The 17,618-nt window shown below is 45.1% G+C and carries 22 protein-coding genes; 14 read left to right on the forward strand and 8 right to left on the reverse strand.

Features of this window, described 5'->3' with window-relative positions; all coding sequences use genetic code 11:
* Positions 1–17 precede the first annotated feature (17 nt).
* The 11 genes from rplO (at position 18) to dsbD (ending at position 7,233) form a co-directional block, all read left to right on the forward strand.
* The gene (rplO, locus tag DCO16_RS00365; RefSeq protein ID WP_173941824.1) at positions 18–458 is read left to right on the forward strand and encodes a 50S ribosomal protein L15; all 441 of its coding nucleotides are present in this window, start codon (positions 18–20) and stop codon (positions 456–458) included.
* Positions 459–475: 17 nt separating this feature from the next.
* Positions 476–1,813 (forward strand): preprotein translocase subunit SecY, encoded by a 1,338-nt coding sequence (secY, locus tag DCO16_RS00370; protein ID WP_173941825.1) that lies wholly within the window; start codon positions 476–478, stop codon positions 1,811–1,813.
* Between the two features lie 4 nt (positions 1,814–1,817).
* Entirely contained in the window at positions 1,818–2,036 is a 219-nt protein-coding gene (infA, locus tag DCO16_RS00375; protein WP_088526684.1) for a translation initiation factor IF-1, read from the forward strand.
* A 34-nt stretch (positions 2,037–2,070) separates the two neighbouring features.
* Positions 2,071–2,187, forward strand: a complete 117-nt coding sequence (gene rpmJ / locus DCO16_RS00380) for a 50S ribosomal protein L36 (RefSeq protein WP_012357167.1) — start codon at positions 2,071–2,073, stop codon at positions 2,185–2,187.
* 23 nt (positions 2,188–2,210) lie between these two features.
* Positions 2,211–2,576 (forward strand): 30S ribosomal protein S13, encoded by a 366-nt coding sequence (gene rpsM, locus DCO16_RS00385; protein ID WP_173941826.1) that lies wholly within the window; start codon positions 2,211–2,213, stop codon positions 2,574–2,576.
* An 18-nt stretch (positions 2,577–2,594) separates the two neighbouring features.
* Positions 2,595–3,002, forward strand: coding sequence for a 30S ribosomal protein S11 (gene rpsK, locus DCO16_RS00390; RefSeq protein ID WP_173941827.1), 408 nt, complete (start codon positions 2,595–2,597; stop codon positions 3,000–3,002).
* Between the two features lie 116 nt (positions 3,003–3,118).
* Positions 3,119–3,742: a 30S ribosomal protein S4 gene (gene rpsD / locus DCO16_RS00395; RefSeq protein WP_173941828.1), complete on the forward strand. Its 624-nt coding sequence runs from the start codon at positions 3,119–3,121 to the stop codon at positions 3,740–3,742.
* A 23-nt stretch (positions 3,743–3,765) separates the two neighbouring features.
* Positions 3,766–4,746: a DNA-directed RNA polymerase subunit alpha gene (locus tag DCO16_RS00400; protein ID WP_173941829.1), complete on the forward strand. Its 981-nt coding sequence runs from the start codon at positions 3,766–3,768 to the stop codon at positions 4,744–4,746.
* A 16-nt stretch (positions 4,747–4,762) separates the two neighbouring features.
* Positions 4,763–5,158 (forward strand): 50S ribosomal protein L17, encoded by a 396-nt coding sequence (gene rplQ, locus DCO16_RS00405; protein ID WP_173941830.1) that lies wholly within the window; start codon positions 4,763–4,765, stop codon positions 5,156–5,158.
* Between the two features lie 69 nt (positions 5,159–5,227).
* The gene (cutA, locus tag DCO16_RS00410; RefSeq protein ID WP_173941831.1) at positions 5,228–5,560 is read left to right on the forward strand and encodes a divalent-cation tolerance protein CutA; all 333 of its coding nucleotides are present in this window, start codon (positions 5,228–5,230) and stop codon (positions 5,558–5,560) included.
* Positions 5,536–7,233 carry a protein-disulfide reductase DsbD gene (gene dsbD, locus DCO16_RS00415; protein ID WP_254598054.1) on the forward strand — a complete coding sequence of 566 codons (1,698 nt, stop codon included), beginning with the start codon at positions 5,536–5,538 and terminating at the stop codon, positions 7,231–7,233. The genes cutA and dsbD overlap by 25 nt, the downstream gene beginning before the upstream one ends.
* Before the next feature lie 9 nt (positions 7,234–7,242).
* Here the strand turns inward: dsbD and hemB are convergent, their stop codons facing one another.
* Positions 7,243–8,262, reverse strand: a complete 1,020-nt coding sequence (hemB, locus tag DCO16_RS00420; RefSeq protein WP_173941832.1) for a porphobilinogen synthase — start codon at positions 8,260–8,262, stop codon at positions 7,243–7,245.
* Complete coding sequence (gene yihA / locus DCO16_RS00425) at positions 8,246–8,911, reverse strand: ribosome biogenesis GTP-binding protein YihA/YsxC (RefSeq protein WP_173941833.1); 666 nt, start codon at positions 8,909–8,911, stop codon at positions 8,246–8,248. Before yihA ends, hemB begins: the two co-directional genes overlap by 17 nt.
* Positions 8,912–9,031: 120 nt before the next feature.
* Between yihA and DCO16_RS00430 the strand changes: the two genes are divergently transcribed.
* A complete protein-coding gene (locus DCO16_RS00430) occupies positions 9,032–9,754 on the forward strand; it encodes a c-type cytochrome (RefSeq protein WP_173941834.1) in 723 nt (240 codons plus the stop codon).
* Positions 9,755–9,814: 60 nt separating this feature from the next.
* On the opposite strand, the gene lysA is transcribed toward DCO16_RS00430, so the two are convergent.
* Positions 9,815–11,113, reverse strand: coding sequence for a diaminopimelate decarboxylase (gene lysA, locus DCO16_RS00435; RefSeq protein WP_173941835.1), 1,299 nt, complete (start codon positions 11,111–11,113; stop codon positions 9,815–9,817).
* A complete protein-coding gene (gene lptM, locus DCO16_RS11355; protein WP_367652072.1) occupies positions 11,110–11,301 on the reverse strand; it encodes an LPS translocon maturation chaperone LptM in 192 nt (63 codons plus the stop codon). The genes lysA and lptM overlap by 4 nt, the downstream gene beginning before the upstream one ends.
* 47 nt (positions 11,302–11,348) lie before the next feature.
* Here lptM and cyaY point away from each other — a divergent pair, with 47 nt between their 5' ends.
* Positions 11,349–11,732 (forward strand): iron donor protein CyaY, encoded by a 384-nt coding sequence (gene cyaY / locus DCO16_RS00440; RefSeq protein WP_173941836.1) that lies wholly within the window; start codon positions 11,349–11,351, stop codon positions 11,730–11,732.
* A 12-nt stretch (positions 11,733–11,744) separates the two neighbouring features.
* Here the strand turns inward: cyaY and aroB are convergent, their stop codons facing one another.
* The 4 genes from aroB to DCO16_RS00460 form a co-directional block, all read right to left on the reverse strand.
* Positions 11,745–12,830: a 3-dehydroquinate synthase gene (gene aroB, locus DCO16_RS00445; protein ID WP_173941837.1), complete on the reverse strand. Its 1,086-nt coding sequence runs from the start codon at positions 12,828–12,830 to the stop codon at positions 11,745–11,747.
* 8 nt (positions 12,831–12,838) lie between these two features.
* The gene (locus tag DCO16_RS00450) at positions 12,839–13,363 is read right to left on the reverse strand and encodes a shikimate kinase (protein ID WP_302480373.1); all 525 of its coding nucleotides are present in this window, start codon (positions 13,361–13,363) and stop codon (positions 12,839–12,841) included.
* 12 nt (positions 13,364–13,375) lie between these two features.
* A complete protein-coding gene (locus DCO16_RS00455) occupies positions 13,376–14,425 on the reverse strand; it encodes a secretin GspD/PilQ domain-containing protein (protein WP_173941838.1) in 1,050 nt (349 codons plus the stop codon).
* 68 nt (positions 14,426–14,493) lie between these two features.
* The gene (locus tag DCO16_RS00460) at positions 14,494–15,174 is read right to left on the reverse strand and encodes a hypothetical protein (RefSeq protein ID WP_173941839.1); all 681 of its coding nucleotides are present in this window, start codon (positions 15,172–15,174) and stop codon (positions 14,494–14,496) included.
* Positions 15,175–15,291: 117 nt separating this feature from the next.
* Between DCO16_RS00460 and DCO16_RS00465 the strand changes: the two genes are divergently transcribed.
* The gene (locus DCO16_RS00465) at positions 15,292–17,616 is read left to right on the forward strand and encodes a penicillin-binding protein 1A (protein ID WP_173941840.1); all 2,325 of its coding nucleotides are present in this window, start codon (positions 15,292–15,294) and stop codon (positions 17,614–17,616) included.
* The last annotated feature ends 2 nt before the right edge of the window (positions 17,617–17,618 follow it).

Genomic DNA, 17,618 nt, shown 5'->3' on the forward strand with positions numbered 1-17,618 from the left:
GTCAATAGGCGAAGAATATGCAACTCAATACACTCAAACCCGCAGCGGGATCTAACAAAAACCGTCGTCGCGTTGGTCGTGGCATCGGTTCTGGCCTTGGTAAAACAGCTGGCCGTGGTCATAAAGGTCAAAAATCACGTTCCGGCGGATTCCACAAAGTGGGATTCGAGGGCGGTCAGATGCCAATGTACCGTCGTTTGCCAAAACGTGGCTTTGTATCGTTAACACGTCGTCACGTAGGTCAGATTACTTTGAATGACCTAGCAAAAATCAATTTGCCAGAAGTCGATCTCCTGGTTTTAAGAGCTCACGGCTTTGCTGGTGAGCAGATTAATTCCGTTAAGGTCATTAAGACTGGCGAACTCAAGATTGCAGTTACCCTCAAGGGCATTACTGCAACTGCTGGTGCAAAAGCAGCAATTGAAGCAGCTGGTGGCAAATTAGTTGAATTGGTTTAATCGGTTTTAAGTTCAAGATGGCACTCGCACCTACCAACCCAGCAAATATTGCTCAATCAGGAAACAAGTTTGGCGAATTACGTCAACGCTTGATTTTCTTGGTGTTGGCATTGCTCGTGTTTCGTTTGGGTGCGCACATCCCTGTACCAGGAATTGACCCAGATCAGTTGGCCCAATTGTTTGCGGGACAAAAAGATGGCATCTTGGGAATGTTTAACTTATTCTCTGGCGGCGCTTTATCTCGCTTTACAGTGTTTGCTTTAGGAATCATGCCTTACATTTCTGCATCGATCATCATGCAGTTAATGACCATCGTCATTCCTACCCTAGAGGCAATGAAAAAAGAAGGTCAAGCAGGACAGCGCAAGATTACGCAATACACTCGTTACGGCACTGTCGTCTTGGCGACATTCCAAGCTTTGGGGATTTCAGTAGCATTGCAGGCACAGCCAGGCTTAGTCATTAACCCTGGGTTAATCTTTGAAGTAAACACAGTGGTGACTTTGGTTACTGGCACGATGTTCTTGATGTGGCTTGGTGAGCAGATCACCGAGCGTGGTCTAGGTAACGGCATTTCTATTATTATTTTTGCCGGTATTGCTTCTGGCTTACCATCAGCTATTGGCAGCCTGCTTGAATTAGTAAGAACAGGCTCTATGAATATTCTGTCTGGCTTACTCATTGTTGTTATTTGCATAGCAGTAACTTACTTTGTTGTTTTTGTAGAGCGCGGTCAGCGCCGTCTACTAGTAAATTATGCAAAGCGCCAGGTCGGCAATAAGGTATATGGTGGTCAGTCCTCTTATTTCCCGCTGAAGTTAAATATGGCTGGTGTAATCCCCCCTATTTTTGCTTCATCAATTATTTTGTTTCCTGCGACGATTGCTGGCTGGTTTACATCAGGTGAGCCAACCAATATGTTTAGCAGTGTGATTAAAGATTTGGCAGCAACCCTTGCTCCTGGTCAGCCTGTCTATACGATCATGTACGCAGCTGCAATTATTTTCTTCTGTTTTTTCTATACAGCTCTGGTCTTTAATAGTCGCGACACCGCTGATAATTTAAAGAAGAGCGGCGCATTTATTCCCGGTATTCGTCCTGGTGATCAGACTGGTCGTTATATCGACAAGATCCTAGTGCGTTTAACTTTAGCCGGCGCAATTTATATGGTTTTAGTATGTTTGTTGCCTGAATTCTTAGTCTTGAAGTACAACGTGCCATTTTATTTTGGCGGTACTTCATTGTTGATTATTGTCGTTGTCGCAATGGATTTTATGGCGCAAGTGCAGTCATTTGTCATGCAGCAACAATACGGTTCATTGATGAAAAAAGCTAATTTCAAGATGGGCGCTTAACTGAATGTCTAAAGACGATGTTATTCAGATGGCGGGAGAAATTATTGAGAATTTGCCAAACGCGATGTTTCGCGTGAAGCTAGAAAACGGACATGTGGTACTTGGGCACATTTCTGGAAAGATGAGGATGCATTACATCCGCATACTGCCCGGAGATAAGGTAACAGTGGAGTTAACTCCATACGACCTAACGCGAGCAAGAATCATATTCCGGGCGAAGTAAAGATTAAGTAGTACCTATTTTTAAGAGGTGAGTTATGAAAGTTTTAGCATCCGTTAAGTGTATTTGCAGAAATTGCAAGATCATTAAGCGCAAACGCGTTGTTCGTGTCATCTGTTCATCAGATGCACGTCATAAGCAGCGTCAAGGCTAATTGGTTAATTAAGAGGAAATCTCATGGCACGTATCGCTGGGGTCAATATCCCCAATCATCAACACACTGTCATTGGTTTGACAGCAATCTTTGGCGTTGGCACAACTCGTGCCCGTCAGATCTGTAAAACCACAGGTGTTGCAATTGACAAAAAAGTTAAAGATCTTACTGACGCTGACTTAGAAAAGTTGCGTGATGAAGTAGGTAAGTTCATCACCGAGGGTGACCTTCGACGTGAAGTAACGATGAGCATCAAGCGACTCATGGACTTGGGCTGCTACCGTGGCGTACGTCATCGTAAGGGCTTGCCTGTTCGTGGTCAACGTACAAAGACAAACGCTCGTACCCGTAAGGGCCCGCGTAAGTCTGGCGTGCAATTGAAGAAATAATCAAGAAAGTTTATTGACATGGCAAAACAACAATCCGCTTCCGCAGCTTCACAGCGCGCTCGCAAGAAGGTTAAAAAGAACGTTGCTGACGGTATTGCACACGTTCACGCTTCTTTTAATAACACCATTATTACGATCACAGATCGTCAAGGAAATGCGCTGTCATGGGCAACTTCTGGCGGTCAGGGTTTTAAAGGTTCACGCAAGTCCACTCCTTTTGCTGCTCAGGTAGCTGCAGAAGTTGCAGGCAAAGCAGCTATTGAATGCGGTATCAAGAACTTAGAAGTCCAGATCAAGGGCCCAGGTCCAGGTCGTGAATCTGCAGTTCGCGCTCTGAACTCTTTGGGTATCAAGATCACGGAGATTCAAGACGTTACTCCAGTTCCGCACAATGGTTGCCGTCCTCCTAAGCGCCGTCGTATTTAAGTTTAGAAGTTGGCAGTACAAAGTTTTGTAATTTTTTATTAAAGCCCACTGTTCATCTGATTTAAAGGGTGAACTCACCGCAAGTCGCAATACTGCGGCAATGAAAGGAAAGCATCGTGGCACGTTACTTAGGGCCTAAGGCCAAGTTAGCACGTCGGGAAGGTACCGACTTATTTTTAAAGAGCGCTCGTCGCGCTTTGTCAGACAAATGCAAGTTAGATACAAAGCCTGGTCAACATGGCCGTACATCTGGCTCAAGAACATCTGATTACGGCAATCAATTGCGTGAAAAGCAGAAGGTAAAGCGTATCTACGGTATTTTAGAGCGCCAGTTCCGTCGTTATTTCGCAGAAGCAGAGCGTCGCAAAGGCAATACAGGTTCAACACTGCTTCAGTTGTTAGAGTCACGCTTAGATAACGTGGTTTATCGCATGGGCTTTGGTTCTACTCGTGCTGAAGCGCGTCAATTAGTTTCTCACTGCGCAGTGATGCTCAATGGTAGCCCAGTAAACATTCCATCTATTCAGGTAAAGCCGGGTGATGTGGTGGCTATTCGTGAAAAAGCGAAGAAGCAAGCCCGTATTACAGAATCACTCAATCTGGTTCAGCAAATGACTGCAGTAGGCTGGGTTTCAGTCGACGCAGCAAAGCTGGAGGGAACATTTAAGCAAGTGCCTGACCGCGAAGAAATTAGCGGTGAAATTAACGAAAGTTTAATCGTCGAATTGTATTCACGCTAATTAGGCACTCTCTAGGAAAAAATATGCAAACAAATTTGCTCAAACCAAAAATTATTTCTGTTGAAGCGCTTACTGCCAACCAAGCTAAGGTTGTTATGGAGCCGTTCGAGCGTGGTTATGGCCACACACTCGGAAATGCATTACGTCGTGTCCTGTTGTCATCTATGGTTGGTTATGCGCCAACTGAAGTTGCTATCGCAGGCGTTGTTCATGAGTACTCCACATTAGATGGCGTACAAGAAGACGTTGTTAATCTTCTATTGAACATTAAAGGTATCGTGTTTAAGTTGCAATCCCGTGATGAAGTCACCATCAATTTGCGTAAAGAAGGTCCAGGCCTCGTTACTGCAAAAGATATCGATTTGCCACATGATGTAGAAATTATTAACCCTGAACATGTCATTGCTCACTTATCTGCTGGTGGTAAGTTAGACATGCAGATTAAGGTTGAAAAAGGTCGTGGCTATGTACCAGGTAACGTACGTCAATATCAAGATGAAACTACCAAGATCATCGGCCGGATTGTTTTAGATGCCTCATTTAGTCCAGTAAGTCGTGTGAGCTATGCGGTTGAGTCTGCACGTGTGGAACAGCGCACTGACCTTGATCGTCTCGTCATGACAATCGAGACAAACGGTGTCTTGTCTCCTGAGGAAGCGATTCGTCAAGCTGCGACTATTCTGGTTGATCAGTTAGTTGTCTTTGCAGCCTTGGAGAGTAGTGAAGCTTCTGGTGATTTAGCACCAAGCCGTTCATCTATGGTTGACCCAATGTTGATGCGTCCGGTAGATGATCTTGAGCTGACAGTGCGCTCTGCCAATTGTTTGAAGGCAGAGAACATTTATTACATCGGTGACTTGATTCAACGTACAGAGAATGAATTGTTGAAGACGCCTAATTTAGGTCGTAAGTCTTTGAATGAAATCAAGGATGTACTGGCGGCTCGTGGCTTAAGTCTTGGCATGAAACTCGAAAGCTGGCCTCCAGCTAACCTCGAGAAATAATTAGAAAGGAAGCATCATGCGTCACGGAAACGGCTTACGCAAACTTAATAGAACATCATCACATCGCTTAGCGATGCTGCGCAACATGTCTAATTCTCTTTTGGAGCACGAAGTGATTAAAACCACTTTGCCAAAAGCAAAAGAATTGCGCATGGTTGTTGAGCCTTTGATTACCTTGGGTAAGAAAGATAACTTAGCAAATCGTCGCTTGGCATTTAATCGCACACGTGATCGCGATATCGTGACTAAACTCTTTACAGAGCTTGGCCCACGCTACGCAACACGTCCAGGAGGCTACCTTCGTATTTTGAAGTTTGGTTTCCGTCATGGCGATAATGCTCCAATGGCTTTGGTTGAGTTGTTAGATCGTCCAGAAGTTGAAGAAACTGTAGCTGTAGCTGAAGAGGCTTAAGTCTCCAGGCTAGATTAAAAAGCCAGGCTTCGGTCTGGCTTTTTTCATTGATACGCTTATAAATACGCTATGCATCAAGATAAGATCGGTAAATTACTCGTAGTGGTAAGCAGCTTCCCAGGGCTTGAGGAGGCTCAGTTCGTGGCGCGATATTTAATTGAGCATCATTTGGCGGCATGCGTACAAATTCAGGAGGGTGTACATTCATTCTATCGTTGGGAAGGCAAAATATGTGAAGAAAGCGAAGCCTTACTTTCTGCCAAAACAGACGCAAGCCTATGGCCTGAAATCTCTGAATGCATCAAAGCTAGGCATCCCTATGATCTGCCAGAGATACTTGCATTTACACCGGAGCAATATGAAGAGCACTATGGCAAATGGGTGCAAGCAGAGGTAAAGTAAACGGTATGGGTTTATTGAAAAAATACGGCATTATTTTTGCAGGGCTACTAATCTCAGTTAGCCAAGTATTTGCTGCGCCAGAATTTCTGCCTCCTGAGAAAGCATTTCGTGCCGAAGTCACGTGGGTACAAAATACCAACGATATTGAAATAGAAATTTTCCCAGCTAAAGGCTACTACATCTATCAAGAGTCTTTACGCTTTGAGATAGGTGTGCAGCCCACTACATTAAAGGCTGCGACTGCATCTCTTCCCACAGGAATTGAAAAGTTTGATGAGACTTTCCAGAAGAAAATGCAAGTGTACAAGCAGGCATTTCTACTGACATTGCAAGCTAAACCAGAGTTAGGTAAACCGCTGTATTTAGATTTAGAGTTACAAGGATGTGCCGAAGCGGGTATTTGTTATCCACCCATGACGATGAAGTTTTTAATTTCAGGGCCAGGAGTGAAGGCGGGGCCAATACCAGAAGCTTTAGAAGCATCGGCTATGAGCCCGAAAGAAAATCTTGGGTTAATGGATCTATGGCGTGAGCGAGATGATATTAATACAATTAGTCGTTTCTTAGAGGGCACGCCAACAGGCTATTTATTTTTAGCATTCTTTGTTTTGGGCTTAGCCCTCGCATTTACGCCCTGTGTTTTACCTATGCTACCCATCTTGTCTAGCGTGATCTTTGGCTCTCAGGGTGGCAAAACAGTATCAAAGCAACGTGCGAGTGTATTGGCGCTTGCCTATATATTTGGTATGGCTTTGGTATACGCGGCCGCGGGCGTCCTTATGGCAGCCTTAGGGGGAAGTGTCCAAAGAGCCTTGCAAAGTCCCGTGGCATTAGCTGGATTTGCGATATTGCTCTTGACCCTATCTGGCAGTTTATTTGGCTTATATGAGCTCAGATTGCCCCAATCTTGGCATCAACAGATTGATCGCTTAGCAGGGCGCCAAAAGGGTGGAAGTGTCTTTGGAGCCTTTGCCTTAGGAGGAATTTCAACCTTGGTGGCAAGCCCATGTATCACTGCCCCCTTGGCGGGAGTACTCACTTTCATAGCCCAAACAGGGTCAATGAGTTTAGGGGCGGGACTGCTTTTCGTGATGGCTCTAGGGATGGGATTGCCATTGTTCTTTATTGCCATTGAAGCCCGCATTTTGATTCCTTCTACCGGCATCTGGATGGTGTGGCTACAGAGAACTTTAGGTGTTTTGTTGGTAGCCACCGCAGCATGGATTGCTTCACCACTCATGCAAGTTGGTGATGAGGCGTTGGGTAGGACTACCGTGAATGGTCAACGCCAACACCAAATTGGGAAAGTAAGTTTTTCTATTATTGAGACAAGTGCACAGCTAGACTCTTTTTTAATCAAAGCAAAAGAGCAGAAAAAAATCGTATTACTGGATTTTTATGCAGACTGGTGTATCTCTTGTAAAGAGATGGAAGTCAATACTTTTGCTAATGCTGAAGTAAATCAAGCATTGCAGCAATTTGTTTTGCTACAGGCTGATGTGACCAAAAATAGCGCTGATCACCAAGTATTATTACAACGCTTTGGCCTTTATGGCCCACCTGGGATTTTGTTCTTTAATCTGAACTCAGAGGAATTAAAAGATCAGCGTGTGATTGGCTATGTGCCACCCCAACGTTTTTTAGAGCGTTTGAAAAAAGCTCTGGAAAATTAAAATACGGGGTTACTTTTTTTCTTTTAAAAGACGTGCTGCTTCTAGTGCGAAGTAAGTGAGGATGCCATCAGCCCCAGCACGTTTGAATGCCAGCAACGATTCCATCATGACAGCATCGTGATCAAGCCAGCCATTTTGTGCAGCTGCTTTTAGCATGGCATATTCACCGCTCACTTGATAGACATAAGTTGGGTACTCAAACGTTTCCTTGACCCTGCGTACGATATCTAGATAAGGCATGCCAGGCTTCACCATTACCATATCAGCACCTTCGCTAATATCCAAGGCAACCTCCCGCAAAGCCTCATCACTATTGGCGCAATCCATTTGATAGGTTTTTTTATCTGCCTTACCTAAATTTTTTGCTGATCCCACTGCATCACGAAAAGGCCCATAGAAAGCGGATGCATATTTAGCGGAGTAAGCCATGATGCGCGTATGAATGAATTTCTTTTGCTCGAGCGCTTCTCGGATTTTACCAATGCGACCATCCATCATGTCCGATGGCGCAACAATGTCCACGCCAGCTTCCGCTTGGGCAATCGCTTGTTGCACGAGGATGGCAGTAGTTTCATCATTGAGGATACGACCTTGCTCGTCTAAGACGCCATCTTGGCCATGGCTGGTGTATGGGTCGAGTGCAACATCGGTCATGACGCCTAAATTAGGAAAACGTTTCTTGAGTTCACGAACCGCATTCGGAATTAATCCGTTTGGATTAAAAGATTCTTTTCCATCTGGCGTTTTTATGGTGGCATCTATTACCGGAAACAGCGCCAAGACGGGGATGCCTAATGCAACACATTCTTCTGCCACGGCAAAGAGTAAGTCTAGTGAGACGCGATTGACCCCAGGCATAGAACCCACTGCTTGAGATTGGTTTTTACCTTCTAATAAAAAAACGGGATAAATCAAATCATTTGCACTGAGATGATTTTCTTGCATGAGGCGGCGAGACCAATCATCACGACGCATGCGACGTGGACGATGATCCGGAAAGTGCAATAAAGCGTTAGCTTGTGATTTCATCTTTTTGAGTCTCTGCGTCAAATAACCATTTAATAACAAGATTGTCAGCTTCTTCAAGACCAATTCGCTTGGTACTGGAAAATAATTGTGCCGTAAGTCGAGTAGATTCGCCTGTGCCATCCGGAAGGGTAGGATCATATTGCTGCAATTGCTGCCGAACGGCCTCTAAGGCATGCTTACACTCACTTTTATTGAGCTTGTCGCACTTACTAAGCAAAATATGAATAGGTTTACCGGTAGGCACGAACCATTGAATCATTTGCTCGTCTAAATCAGTAATCCCGCGCCTAGAATCCACAATGAGGACCATACCTACAAGTTGCTCTCGCTCCTGTAAATAATCGCTTAAAAGGGCATTCCAGTGATATTTTGTCTCCCGATTAACGGCAGCATAGCCATATCCTGGTAAATCCACTAAGTAAGCCAAAAGATCGTCTTTAGCAAAAAGCCCGAAATAGTTGATATGTTGGGTACGCCCAGGGGTTTTACTGGCAAAAGCGAGCCTTTTTTGGTTGCAAAGTACATTAATTGCGCTGGATTTGCCGGCATTTGAACGTCCTGCAAAGGCCACCTCCCTGAGCGGAGTGGCAGGCAGGCAATGGCTGTCGTTGACCGTGGTCGCAAAGCGAGCTTGAAAGAGTTTAGACATGTCTTGAACCTGAAGCTATTGTAAAATTACTTGAAATCATTAAATGTCTCACAGTGTTGGGTAAAGAGTTATAAAAGTAGGGCCCAAACACTTTTAGGAATTTTTGCCAAGGTAAACATAATGCTTCAAAGCTCCAGAATTTCCAAATTAACACGTTTAAGCACCAGTGTAGTAGCTGGCCTATTTTTGGCTATAGCTGGCTTTTCAACTGCGGTGATTGCTGCTGATCCTGCCCCTGCCGCAATGGCTACAGCTAACCCATTAGTTCCAGGTAAGCCTAAAGCTGATCCTGCAGCTGGGGAAGCGCTGTATGCCAATGGTGACCCAAGTCGCGGTGTAGTGGCCTGCATAGGTTGTCATGGCGTAAATGGAATGAGTGCCTCAGGCGCTTGGCCAAAGCTTGCAGCGCAGCATGCGGCTTACACCACAAAGCAACTAAAGAATTACAAAGATGGTACTCGTGCTAATGCCATCATGGCAGGCATGTCTGCTGCACTCACTGAGCAAGATATGAATAATATTTCTGCTTATTTAGTCAAGCAAGAGCCAGCGCTGGGTGTTGCTCAAAATAAAGCCAGCATTGACTTGGGTAAAGCGATCTATCATGGCGGCATTGCAGCTAAAGGCGTACCAGCATGTGCAGCATGCCATAGTCCAAATGGTGCAGGCATTCCATCGCAGTATCCACGTATGGGTGGTCAATGGGCTGAGTACAACACAGCTCAGTTGGTGGCATTCCGCGAGGGGGTTCGTAAAAATAGTGCGCAGATGACAACGATTGCTACTAAGTTATCAGATCAAGAAATGCAAGCAGTATCCGATTACATGGCTGGTTTGCGTTAAACAAAAATTATTTGCCAATAAAAAACCCGCTGATGTAGCGGGTTTTTTATTGGTCTTTATTTACTTAGGCAACGTAGCTTCCGTAGCAAAGAGGTCTGAAACTTTTTCGCGCGCACGAATAACGTAGGCGTTTTTTCCGTCCACCATTATTTCAGCAGGCTTAGGTCTTGTGTTGTAGTTTGATGCCATCACAAAACCGTAGGCGCCAGCAGAGAGTATGGCCAATAGGTCACCTTCTTCAACAGCAAGCTGACGATCTCTCCCTAGCCAGTCTCCAGATTCGCACACGGGACCAACAACATCATATGTAACACTGGTAACAGCTTTTGCCTGAACAGGAACAATCCCGTGATAAGCCTCGTAGAGCGCAGGGCGCATCAACTCGGTCATCGCCGCATCGACAATACAAAAATTTTTCTCAGTACCTGGCTTAAGATATTCCACTTGGGTTAGTAGTACGCCCGCATTGCCTACGAGCGATCTACCTGGCTCAAGTACTACATCTAAGTGCCCAAAGCCCCGCTCAGCAACCCGATTGAGTAAGGAGTTGGTGAACTCAGTAATGTCGGGCGGGTTGTCATCGCCATAAGAGATACCCAGTCCTCCGCCTAAATCCAGATGGTGAATCTCAATACCTTCTTTCTTGAGTTGAGCCACAAGCTCGAGCACTTTATCTAAGGCATCCAGATAAGGAGCTGTGCTGGTAATTTGCGAGCCAATATGGCAATCAATACCGACTACATCAATTTGCGACAACAGCGCAGCCTCTCTATAGGCTTTTAGTACTTCGTAATAAGCGATGCCAAATTTATTTCCTTTTAAACCCGTAGATATATAAGGATGTGTTTGGGCATCCACATCTGGATTAACGCGTAAAGAGACGGGCGCGCGGCACTGCAGTTTTGCAGCGATCCGCTGAATTTGATGAAGTTCAGCAAGCGACTCGACGTTGATGCATTTGACGCCTGCTTTCAATGCTTGAGCAATTTCTACCGCTGATTTACCAACACCGGCAAAGACAAGGCTGTGAGGATCTGCGCCGATAGCTAATGCACGGGCTAATTCACCGCCGCTGACTAAATCAAAGCCAGCACCTAATTTTTTGAAGCAATCAATCACTGCCAAATTACTATTGGCTTTCATAGCGTAGTGAACCCGAGCTCGCCTTTTACCATTTGAATCTATACAGGCCTTGTCATAAGCTTGATAAGCAGTACTTAATGCTTTCTTGCTATAGACGTATAAGGGTGTGCCATATTCTTTTGCTAAATCAGCTAAAGGAATATCTTCGGCGTACCAGCTGCCATTGCGTTCAGTAAAACCCGTTAATTCAGGAAGAGGAATTGCTGTATTGGTCATTGCTTAGGTGATGGTATTGGAGTCACGGCAGGGCTCTGGGGTTGATAAAGCTTACCTTTGGGCTCGGACTCGGTCGGTGGAAGGGGAGCAGGTGGCACATTAGGCAAATATAGCGGCCCTCTTACCCCACATCCTACAAGGGATATCAAAAGACTAAAGCCGAGAGTTCTTAGAAGAATCGCTATCATGGTTATCTCTAAAACGAATGATTGAATATAGCATGCAGGACTCCCATATGAAGCCAAATAATCCTAGTATTGAAACCATTGATGACAAACAATTTTATGTCCTAGGGGCGAATGTGTTGCAGTCAATCGAGGTGGCCTTAGAAGCAGCAGACGAGGCCCTCGACTTAGATCTGGATATTGAGCGCCAGGGCGGTAATGTCATCAATATTCGCTTTCGGGATCGCAGCGTCATTGTGGTCAATACCCAACCACCTTTGCATGAGATTTGGGTAGCAGCCAAATCCGGTGGCTATCACTATCGTTGGGCTGGTACATTAAGTACTCCACTGTGGTTGGATACTAAAACCGGGCGTGAACTACTCAGTGACTTATCTGAGTTTGCAAGTGCCCAAGCAGGCCAAGCTATTGGAATTAGTCTGATTCAAAAATAAGAGCAGCGTTTCCTATTGGTGGGCACCCGTTGCTGTTAAGGTTTCAATGACTTGCCCATCGGGCACGCTTTGAATGATTGCTTTGCCCATCTTTTCCAAAATCACATAACGAATTTGGCCACCTTCGGTTTTTTTATCAACCTGCATCAGCTCCATGTAACGCTGTGCACCGAACGGTGGTGGCTGGGTTGGTAAATGCATAGAGCCAATGATCTGGGTTAAGCGGCTTACTTCTTTTTGGGTTATGTAGTTTAGGCGACAAGATAAGTTTGCCCCCATCACCATACCGCAACCTACAGCCTCTCCATGAAGCCATTCGCCGTAACCCATACCTGCCTCTATGGCATGACCAAAGGTATGACCAAAGTTAAGCGTAGCGCGAATACCCCCTTCTTTTTCATCAGCAGAAACTACTGAAGATTTAATTTCACAAGAGCGCAGCACGGCATATGCCATCGCTGTGGTGTCGCAGGCTAATAAAGCGGAGGTATTGGCTTCGATCCAATCTAAGAAATCAGCATCTGCAATCGCACCATGCTTGATTACTTCTGCCAGCCCCGCGGAGAGCTCGCGTGCAGGTAAAGTTTTCAGTGTATTTAGGTCAGCAATCACAGCGACTGGCTGATGAAAAGCCCCGATCATATTTTTTCCAAGCGGGTGATTGATGCCCGTCTTTCCGCCTACCGATGAGTCTACTTGGGCTAATAAGGTCGTCGGCACTTGAATAAAACGAACGCCACGCATATAGCTCGCAGCTGCAAAGCCAGTCATATCCCCAATAACACCACCACCTAGCGCCACCAAGATAGTCTGACGATCTGCAGCAAACTTGAGGAGATTATCAAAAATAAGCTGAAGATTTTTCCAGTCCTTATAAGACTCTCCATCAGGTAAAACGATGGTTTTAACTTGCTTACCTAGTTTTTCTAAAGTGCGCGTCAAACGTTCAGCGTATAGAGGTGCCACCGTAGTATTTGTCACAATAAAGATGGAGGTCGCCTTTTCACAAGCGTTAAATAGTTCGGGCCGATCAATTAAATCAGTGCCAATATGAATGGGATAACTTCGATTACCTAAATCAACTTCTAATGTTTTCATGGGGGTATTCAAGCGGAAAGTTCAAGCTGCGTAATTAAAATATGTACTAACTGATTGACACTAGGCTTGCCAGTTTCAATGACGTAGTCGGCGATCTCGCGATACAGGGGGTCGCGAATGGTGTATAAGTTTTCTAGGATCTTCTTTGGGTCACCGTTTTTAAGTAGGGGCCTACCTTCGCTGCCTTTAGTCCGATGCCAAAGCTCTGTGGGATTTGCGTGGAGATAAATCACAGTTCCTCTTTCACTCAGCAATCGCCGATTTTCAGGAAACAATACTGCACCACCACCAGTTGCCAAAATCAGGTCTTGCTCATTAGTGAGCTCGTTAATAACCTGAGCTTCTCGTTTACGAAACCCCGCTTCACCTTCCATCTCAAAGATGATAGGGATTTTTACACCACAGCGCTCTTCAATGACATGATCGGCATCCAGAAAACGGCGATCTAACTTTTTGGCTAATAATTTGCCAACGGTCGACTTTCCGGCGCCCATCAGGCCGATTAGAAATATATTGTGGGATGAAGAGTTCACCCCTCGATTTTATTAGGGTTTGTCTATGACGGTAGGAGTTAAGAAGACTAATAATTCGGTTTTATCTGCCAATTTGGATTTATGGCGAAATAAATGACCAATCCATGGGATATCACCTAAGAAGGGAACTTTGACCTCATCTTCTCTTTCAGTAGTTTGAAAAATACCCCCAATAATTGCTGTCCCGCCATTTTCTACGGTCACTTCAGAGCTCAGATTTTTGGTATCAATGGCATAACCCTGCTCGGTTTTCATACCAATAGTGTCTTTATTGATCCCTACGAGCATAGATATTTTTCCATCAGGATGAATTTTGGGCAAAACCTCCAAGCGAAGATTAGCCTTACGAAATTGCAATTTACTCCCGCTTTGACTGCTTACTTGGTAGGGTAGTTCGGTACCCTGTTCAATGGTTGCTTTCACCTGATCTCCCGTCATAATGCGGGGATTGGACAAGATCTTTCCTTGACCATCAGATTCCAATGCAGAAAGCTCTAATTGCAGAAGCCTGCTGGCATTTTTAGAGACTAGCGTAGCAGCTAAGGTAGCGGGATTGAAGCCATTTAAACCCGCTCCCGCTAAATCTAGTGCACCGCTGGCATTTTGATCGGGGTTATTTCCAAGGCCGTTTGCCTGATAACCGAGCTTTACGCCCAGCTCTCTGGCAAAGCGTTGATCTGCTTCTACGATGCGGGCTTCTATGAGGATTTGCCTAGGACTATTAATGTGGTCGCCTCCAAAAGGGAGAGCAGCATCCTCTCGGCGAAACTTTTGGAAGCTTTGAATTTCTGCATGAGGCCCAATCCAGTAAATATCGCCGTTTCTGACTAAGCGCAGTCCTCTGCTGGCCAGAATGGAATGTAAGGCTGTTTGCCAAAGGGTGTTGTTCAGGTTGACGGTGATCTTGCCTTGGATAGATTCACTCAGAAGAAAGTTGGTTTCACCCATTTTGGCCAATACATGCAACAGGGCTGTCAGCTCAATTTGATGAAACTGCAAACTAATCAGATTATTTTTTGGGTGTGCTGTTGGATTGCCCTCCTGGGAATTTCCTTGCGCCATCCTAAAAAATAGGGCCAAGAACAATGCCAGTAAAAGAGATATACATCTGGAGTGTATTTTCAAAAATATTATTCCGATCTTGCTGAGTTCAGGGTGATCGATTTGCCTTGAGGGTGAGCCAAGATCGCCATCTCTTTTTGGGCTTGAGAGAGGCGCCATTCTCCGATGGCCACAGCATCCTTTTTTACAACGACCGTGGTCTTGCCATCATGAAAAAAAGCCTGCTCGCCAGAGTGCATTCTTGTAAGCCCTAAATACTGCCAACGGCGTAGCTCAGCTTCATGGGGGATCGCTACAGATTTACTCTGAGTGGCAGTAATTGGCTTAACTAATTTTAAAGAGTGAATACTTACTTCTAATTCATCTATTACCAGATATAAGTCCTCTTGGTCTAATGCCCATTCTGCTTTAGCTAATTGCATTTCCTTTTGAAGAGCAGAGAGTTGATTTCTGAGTGCGCTGAGTTCTATTTCGGAGCTGGATTGATTGGTGTTCCAGAGGAAGAACATGGCAGCAGATGCAAGTACTAAGCCTATGACAGCTGTTAAGACGGGAGCAATAGGGACGCCCGAGAATTGAAAGCTGCCCTGAGATAGAAGGGTAGGTTTAGATGCTGTATTGGCCTCTTTTGAAGGTCTGGGCGGAGAGGAAGATTTACGAATCCCATGGGGGTCTGGAATGGCAGGATCATCTCCAAGTTCGCTCAAAATATCGTCAAAAGAGTGGGATGAGATTTGGCGGGTAGGCATGCCATATTGTTCGCCCTAGAGGTAGTCAAAAACATCAGGAAATACTGAATTAAGGGTAAGAACAAAGATTGGCTAGGCTAGGGGGTAAATCACTTAAGCAACCTATAATTTGACAATATGGCCCTAAACCCACAAGACAAGCCGCCATTAAACCGACGGTTTAACAGACAGCCCAGACAATCTAGGGCGTCCAATTCCTTTGCTGGTAAGTCGGGAGGAAGTGCTTTGATAAAAGCCCTGCTGATTACGGGCATGGTCTTTGCAGTGGTGTTCACCTTATTGATTGGCTATGCGTTCTTAATAGCCAAGCCAAATTTACCGAAGATTTCTGCGCTGGTAGATTACAACCCCAAAACCCCCCTCAGAATTTTTACTGCAGATAAGGTACTAATTGGTGAGTTTGGTGAAGAGCGTCGTAACGTGATTCCTTTAACTGAGATTCCCGCCAATATGCGTAACGCAGTCTTGGCTATTGAGGACGATCGTTTCTATTCTCATGGCGGGGTAGATTACATCGGGATTTTGCGAGCAACCCTCACTAATCTACGGGGTAACTTATCCCAAGGGGCTTCAACTATTACCATGCAGGTAGCTAGAAATTTCTTCTTGAGTAATGAAAAAACATTTACTCGAAAAATTTATGAAGTCTTATTGGCATGGGAAATTGAATCCCAACTCACGAAAGATAAGATTCTTGAAATTTACATGAATCAGATTTTTTTGGGACAGAGAGCCTATGGTTTTTCTAGTGCAGCCCAGATCTATTTTGGTAAAGAACTAAAAGATATCTCCTTGGCTGAATCTGCTATGTTGGCGGGCTTACCCAAAGCGCCCTCTGCATACAATCCAGTAAGCAATTACCGACGGGCAAAAATTCGTCAGGAATATATTTTGCAACGTATGCGAGATTTGTCGTACATCACGCCCGAAGATTATCAAAAGGCGATGGCAGAAGAGTTAGGTATCCGTGGGCTGGGTAATGAATTTAGTACCCGAGCAGACTTTGCTTCGGAGATGGTTCGCCAATTATTATTAAGTCAGTATGGTGAGGCTATTTATTCTCAGGGATTAAATGTTTACACCACGATCTTAAAAGCAGATCAAGATGCTGCATATCAAGCGGTACGCCGCGGTATTTTTGAATATGATCTACGCCATGCCTATCGGGGTCCAGAAGGATTTATCGAATTACCAGAGAACTTAGTAAAGCGTCAGCGCGCTATTGATGAGGCACTCTTGTCGTACCCACAGCTAGACGATTTGCAATCGGGTGTTGTTCTGGATATCAAGCCCAAAGAAATGCAGGTCATGATTTCTACTGGAGATACTATTACCCTAAAAGGGGATAGTATGAAGCTCGCTAGTGCCTCTTTTACTGACAGTACTCAACCCAAAAAACGCTTACGTCCCGGTGCCATTATTAGGTTGTTGTCAGATAATGGAATTTGGAAACTAGCCCAATTGCCACAAGTAGAGGCAGCCTTTGTTTCCATGAACGCAGATAGTGGCGCGATTCTTTCTTTAGTGGGAGGTTTCGATTTCAGGCGCAATCAATTTAATCATGTGACTCAAGCCCAGCGTCAACCAGGTTCTTCATTCAAGCCCTTTATTTATGCGGCCGCTCTTGAAAAAGGTTTTACTCCAAATACCGTCGTCAATGATGCTCCGCTATCGATTGGCAGTATGGAAACAGGCAGTAAAGCATGGGAGCCAAAAAATTATGATGGTAAATATGAAGGCATGATGCGTTTGCGGGTTGCTTTGGCAAAGTCTAAAAACTTGGTATCAGTGCGCCTCATTCGTGCAATTGGCCCTTCCTATGCGCAAGACTTTATTCAACGTTTTGGATTTGAGGCTGAGAAGCATCCACCCTACTTAACGATGGCCTTGGGCGCAGGCTCTGTCACTCCCTTACAGATGGCCTCTGCTTACAGCGTATTTGCGAACGGCGGCTATCGGGTCGATCCTTTTTTGATTAACCGAATGTTAGATTCAAAAGGCACGGTGTTATTTGAAGCCAAGCCTGCCCTAGCAAACCAAGATGCTGCGCGTGTGCTCGATGCACGAACTGCTTTTGTCATGGATAGTATGTTGCAAGAAGTGACTAAGACTGGCACAGCTGCAAGTGCACGAGTCAAGCTGGGACGCAATGATATTGCTGGAAAGACGGGCACTACCAATGATTCTCATGATGCTTGGTTTGCTGGGTACAGCCCCAAAGTAGTAGCAGTAGCTTGGATTGGATTTGATAAGCCTACCAGCTTAGGTGATCGTGAAACAGGTGGGGGTCTTGCATTGCCCATGTGGATTTCTTATATGGGGATTGCACTTAAATATGAGCCTCAGCAAGTCCGTGAGGTACCCACAGGCGTTACTCAAGTAGACGGCGATTGGTCTATTCCAGGGTTCTCAAGCAATCTGGGTGGGCGCGAACTTCAGTAGTT

The sequence above is a fragment of the Polynucleobacter antarcticus genome (genome assembly GCF_013307245.1).
GTDB classification, from domain to species: Bacteria; Pseudomonadota; Gammaproteobacteria; order Burkholderiales; family Burkholderiaceae; genus Polynucleobacter; species Polynucleobacter antarcticus.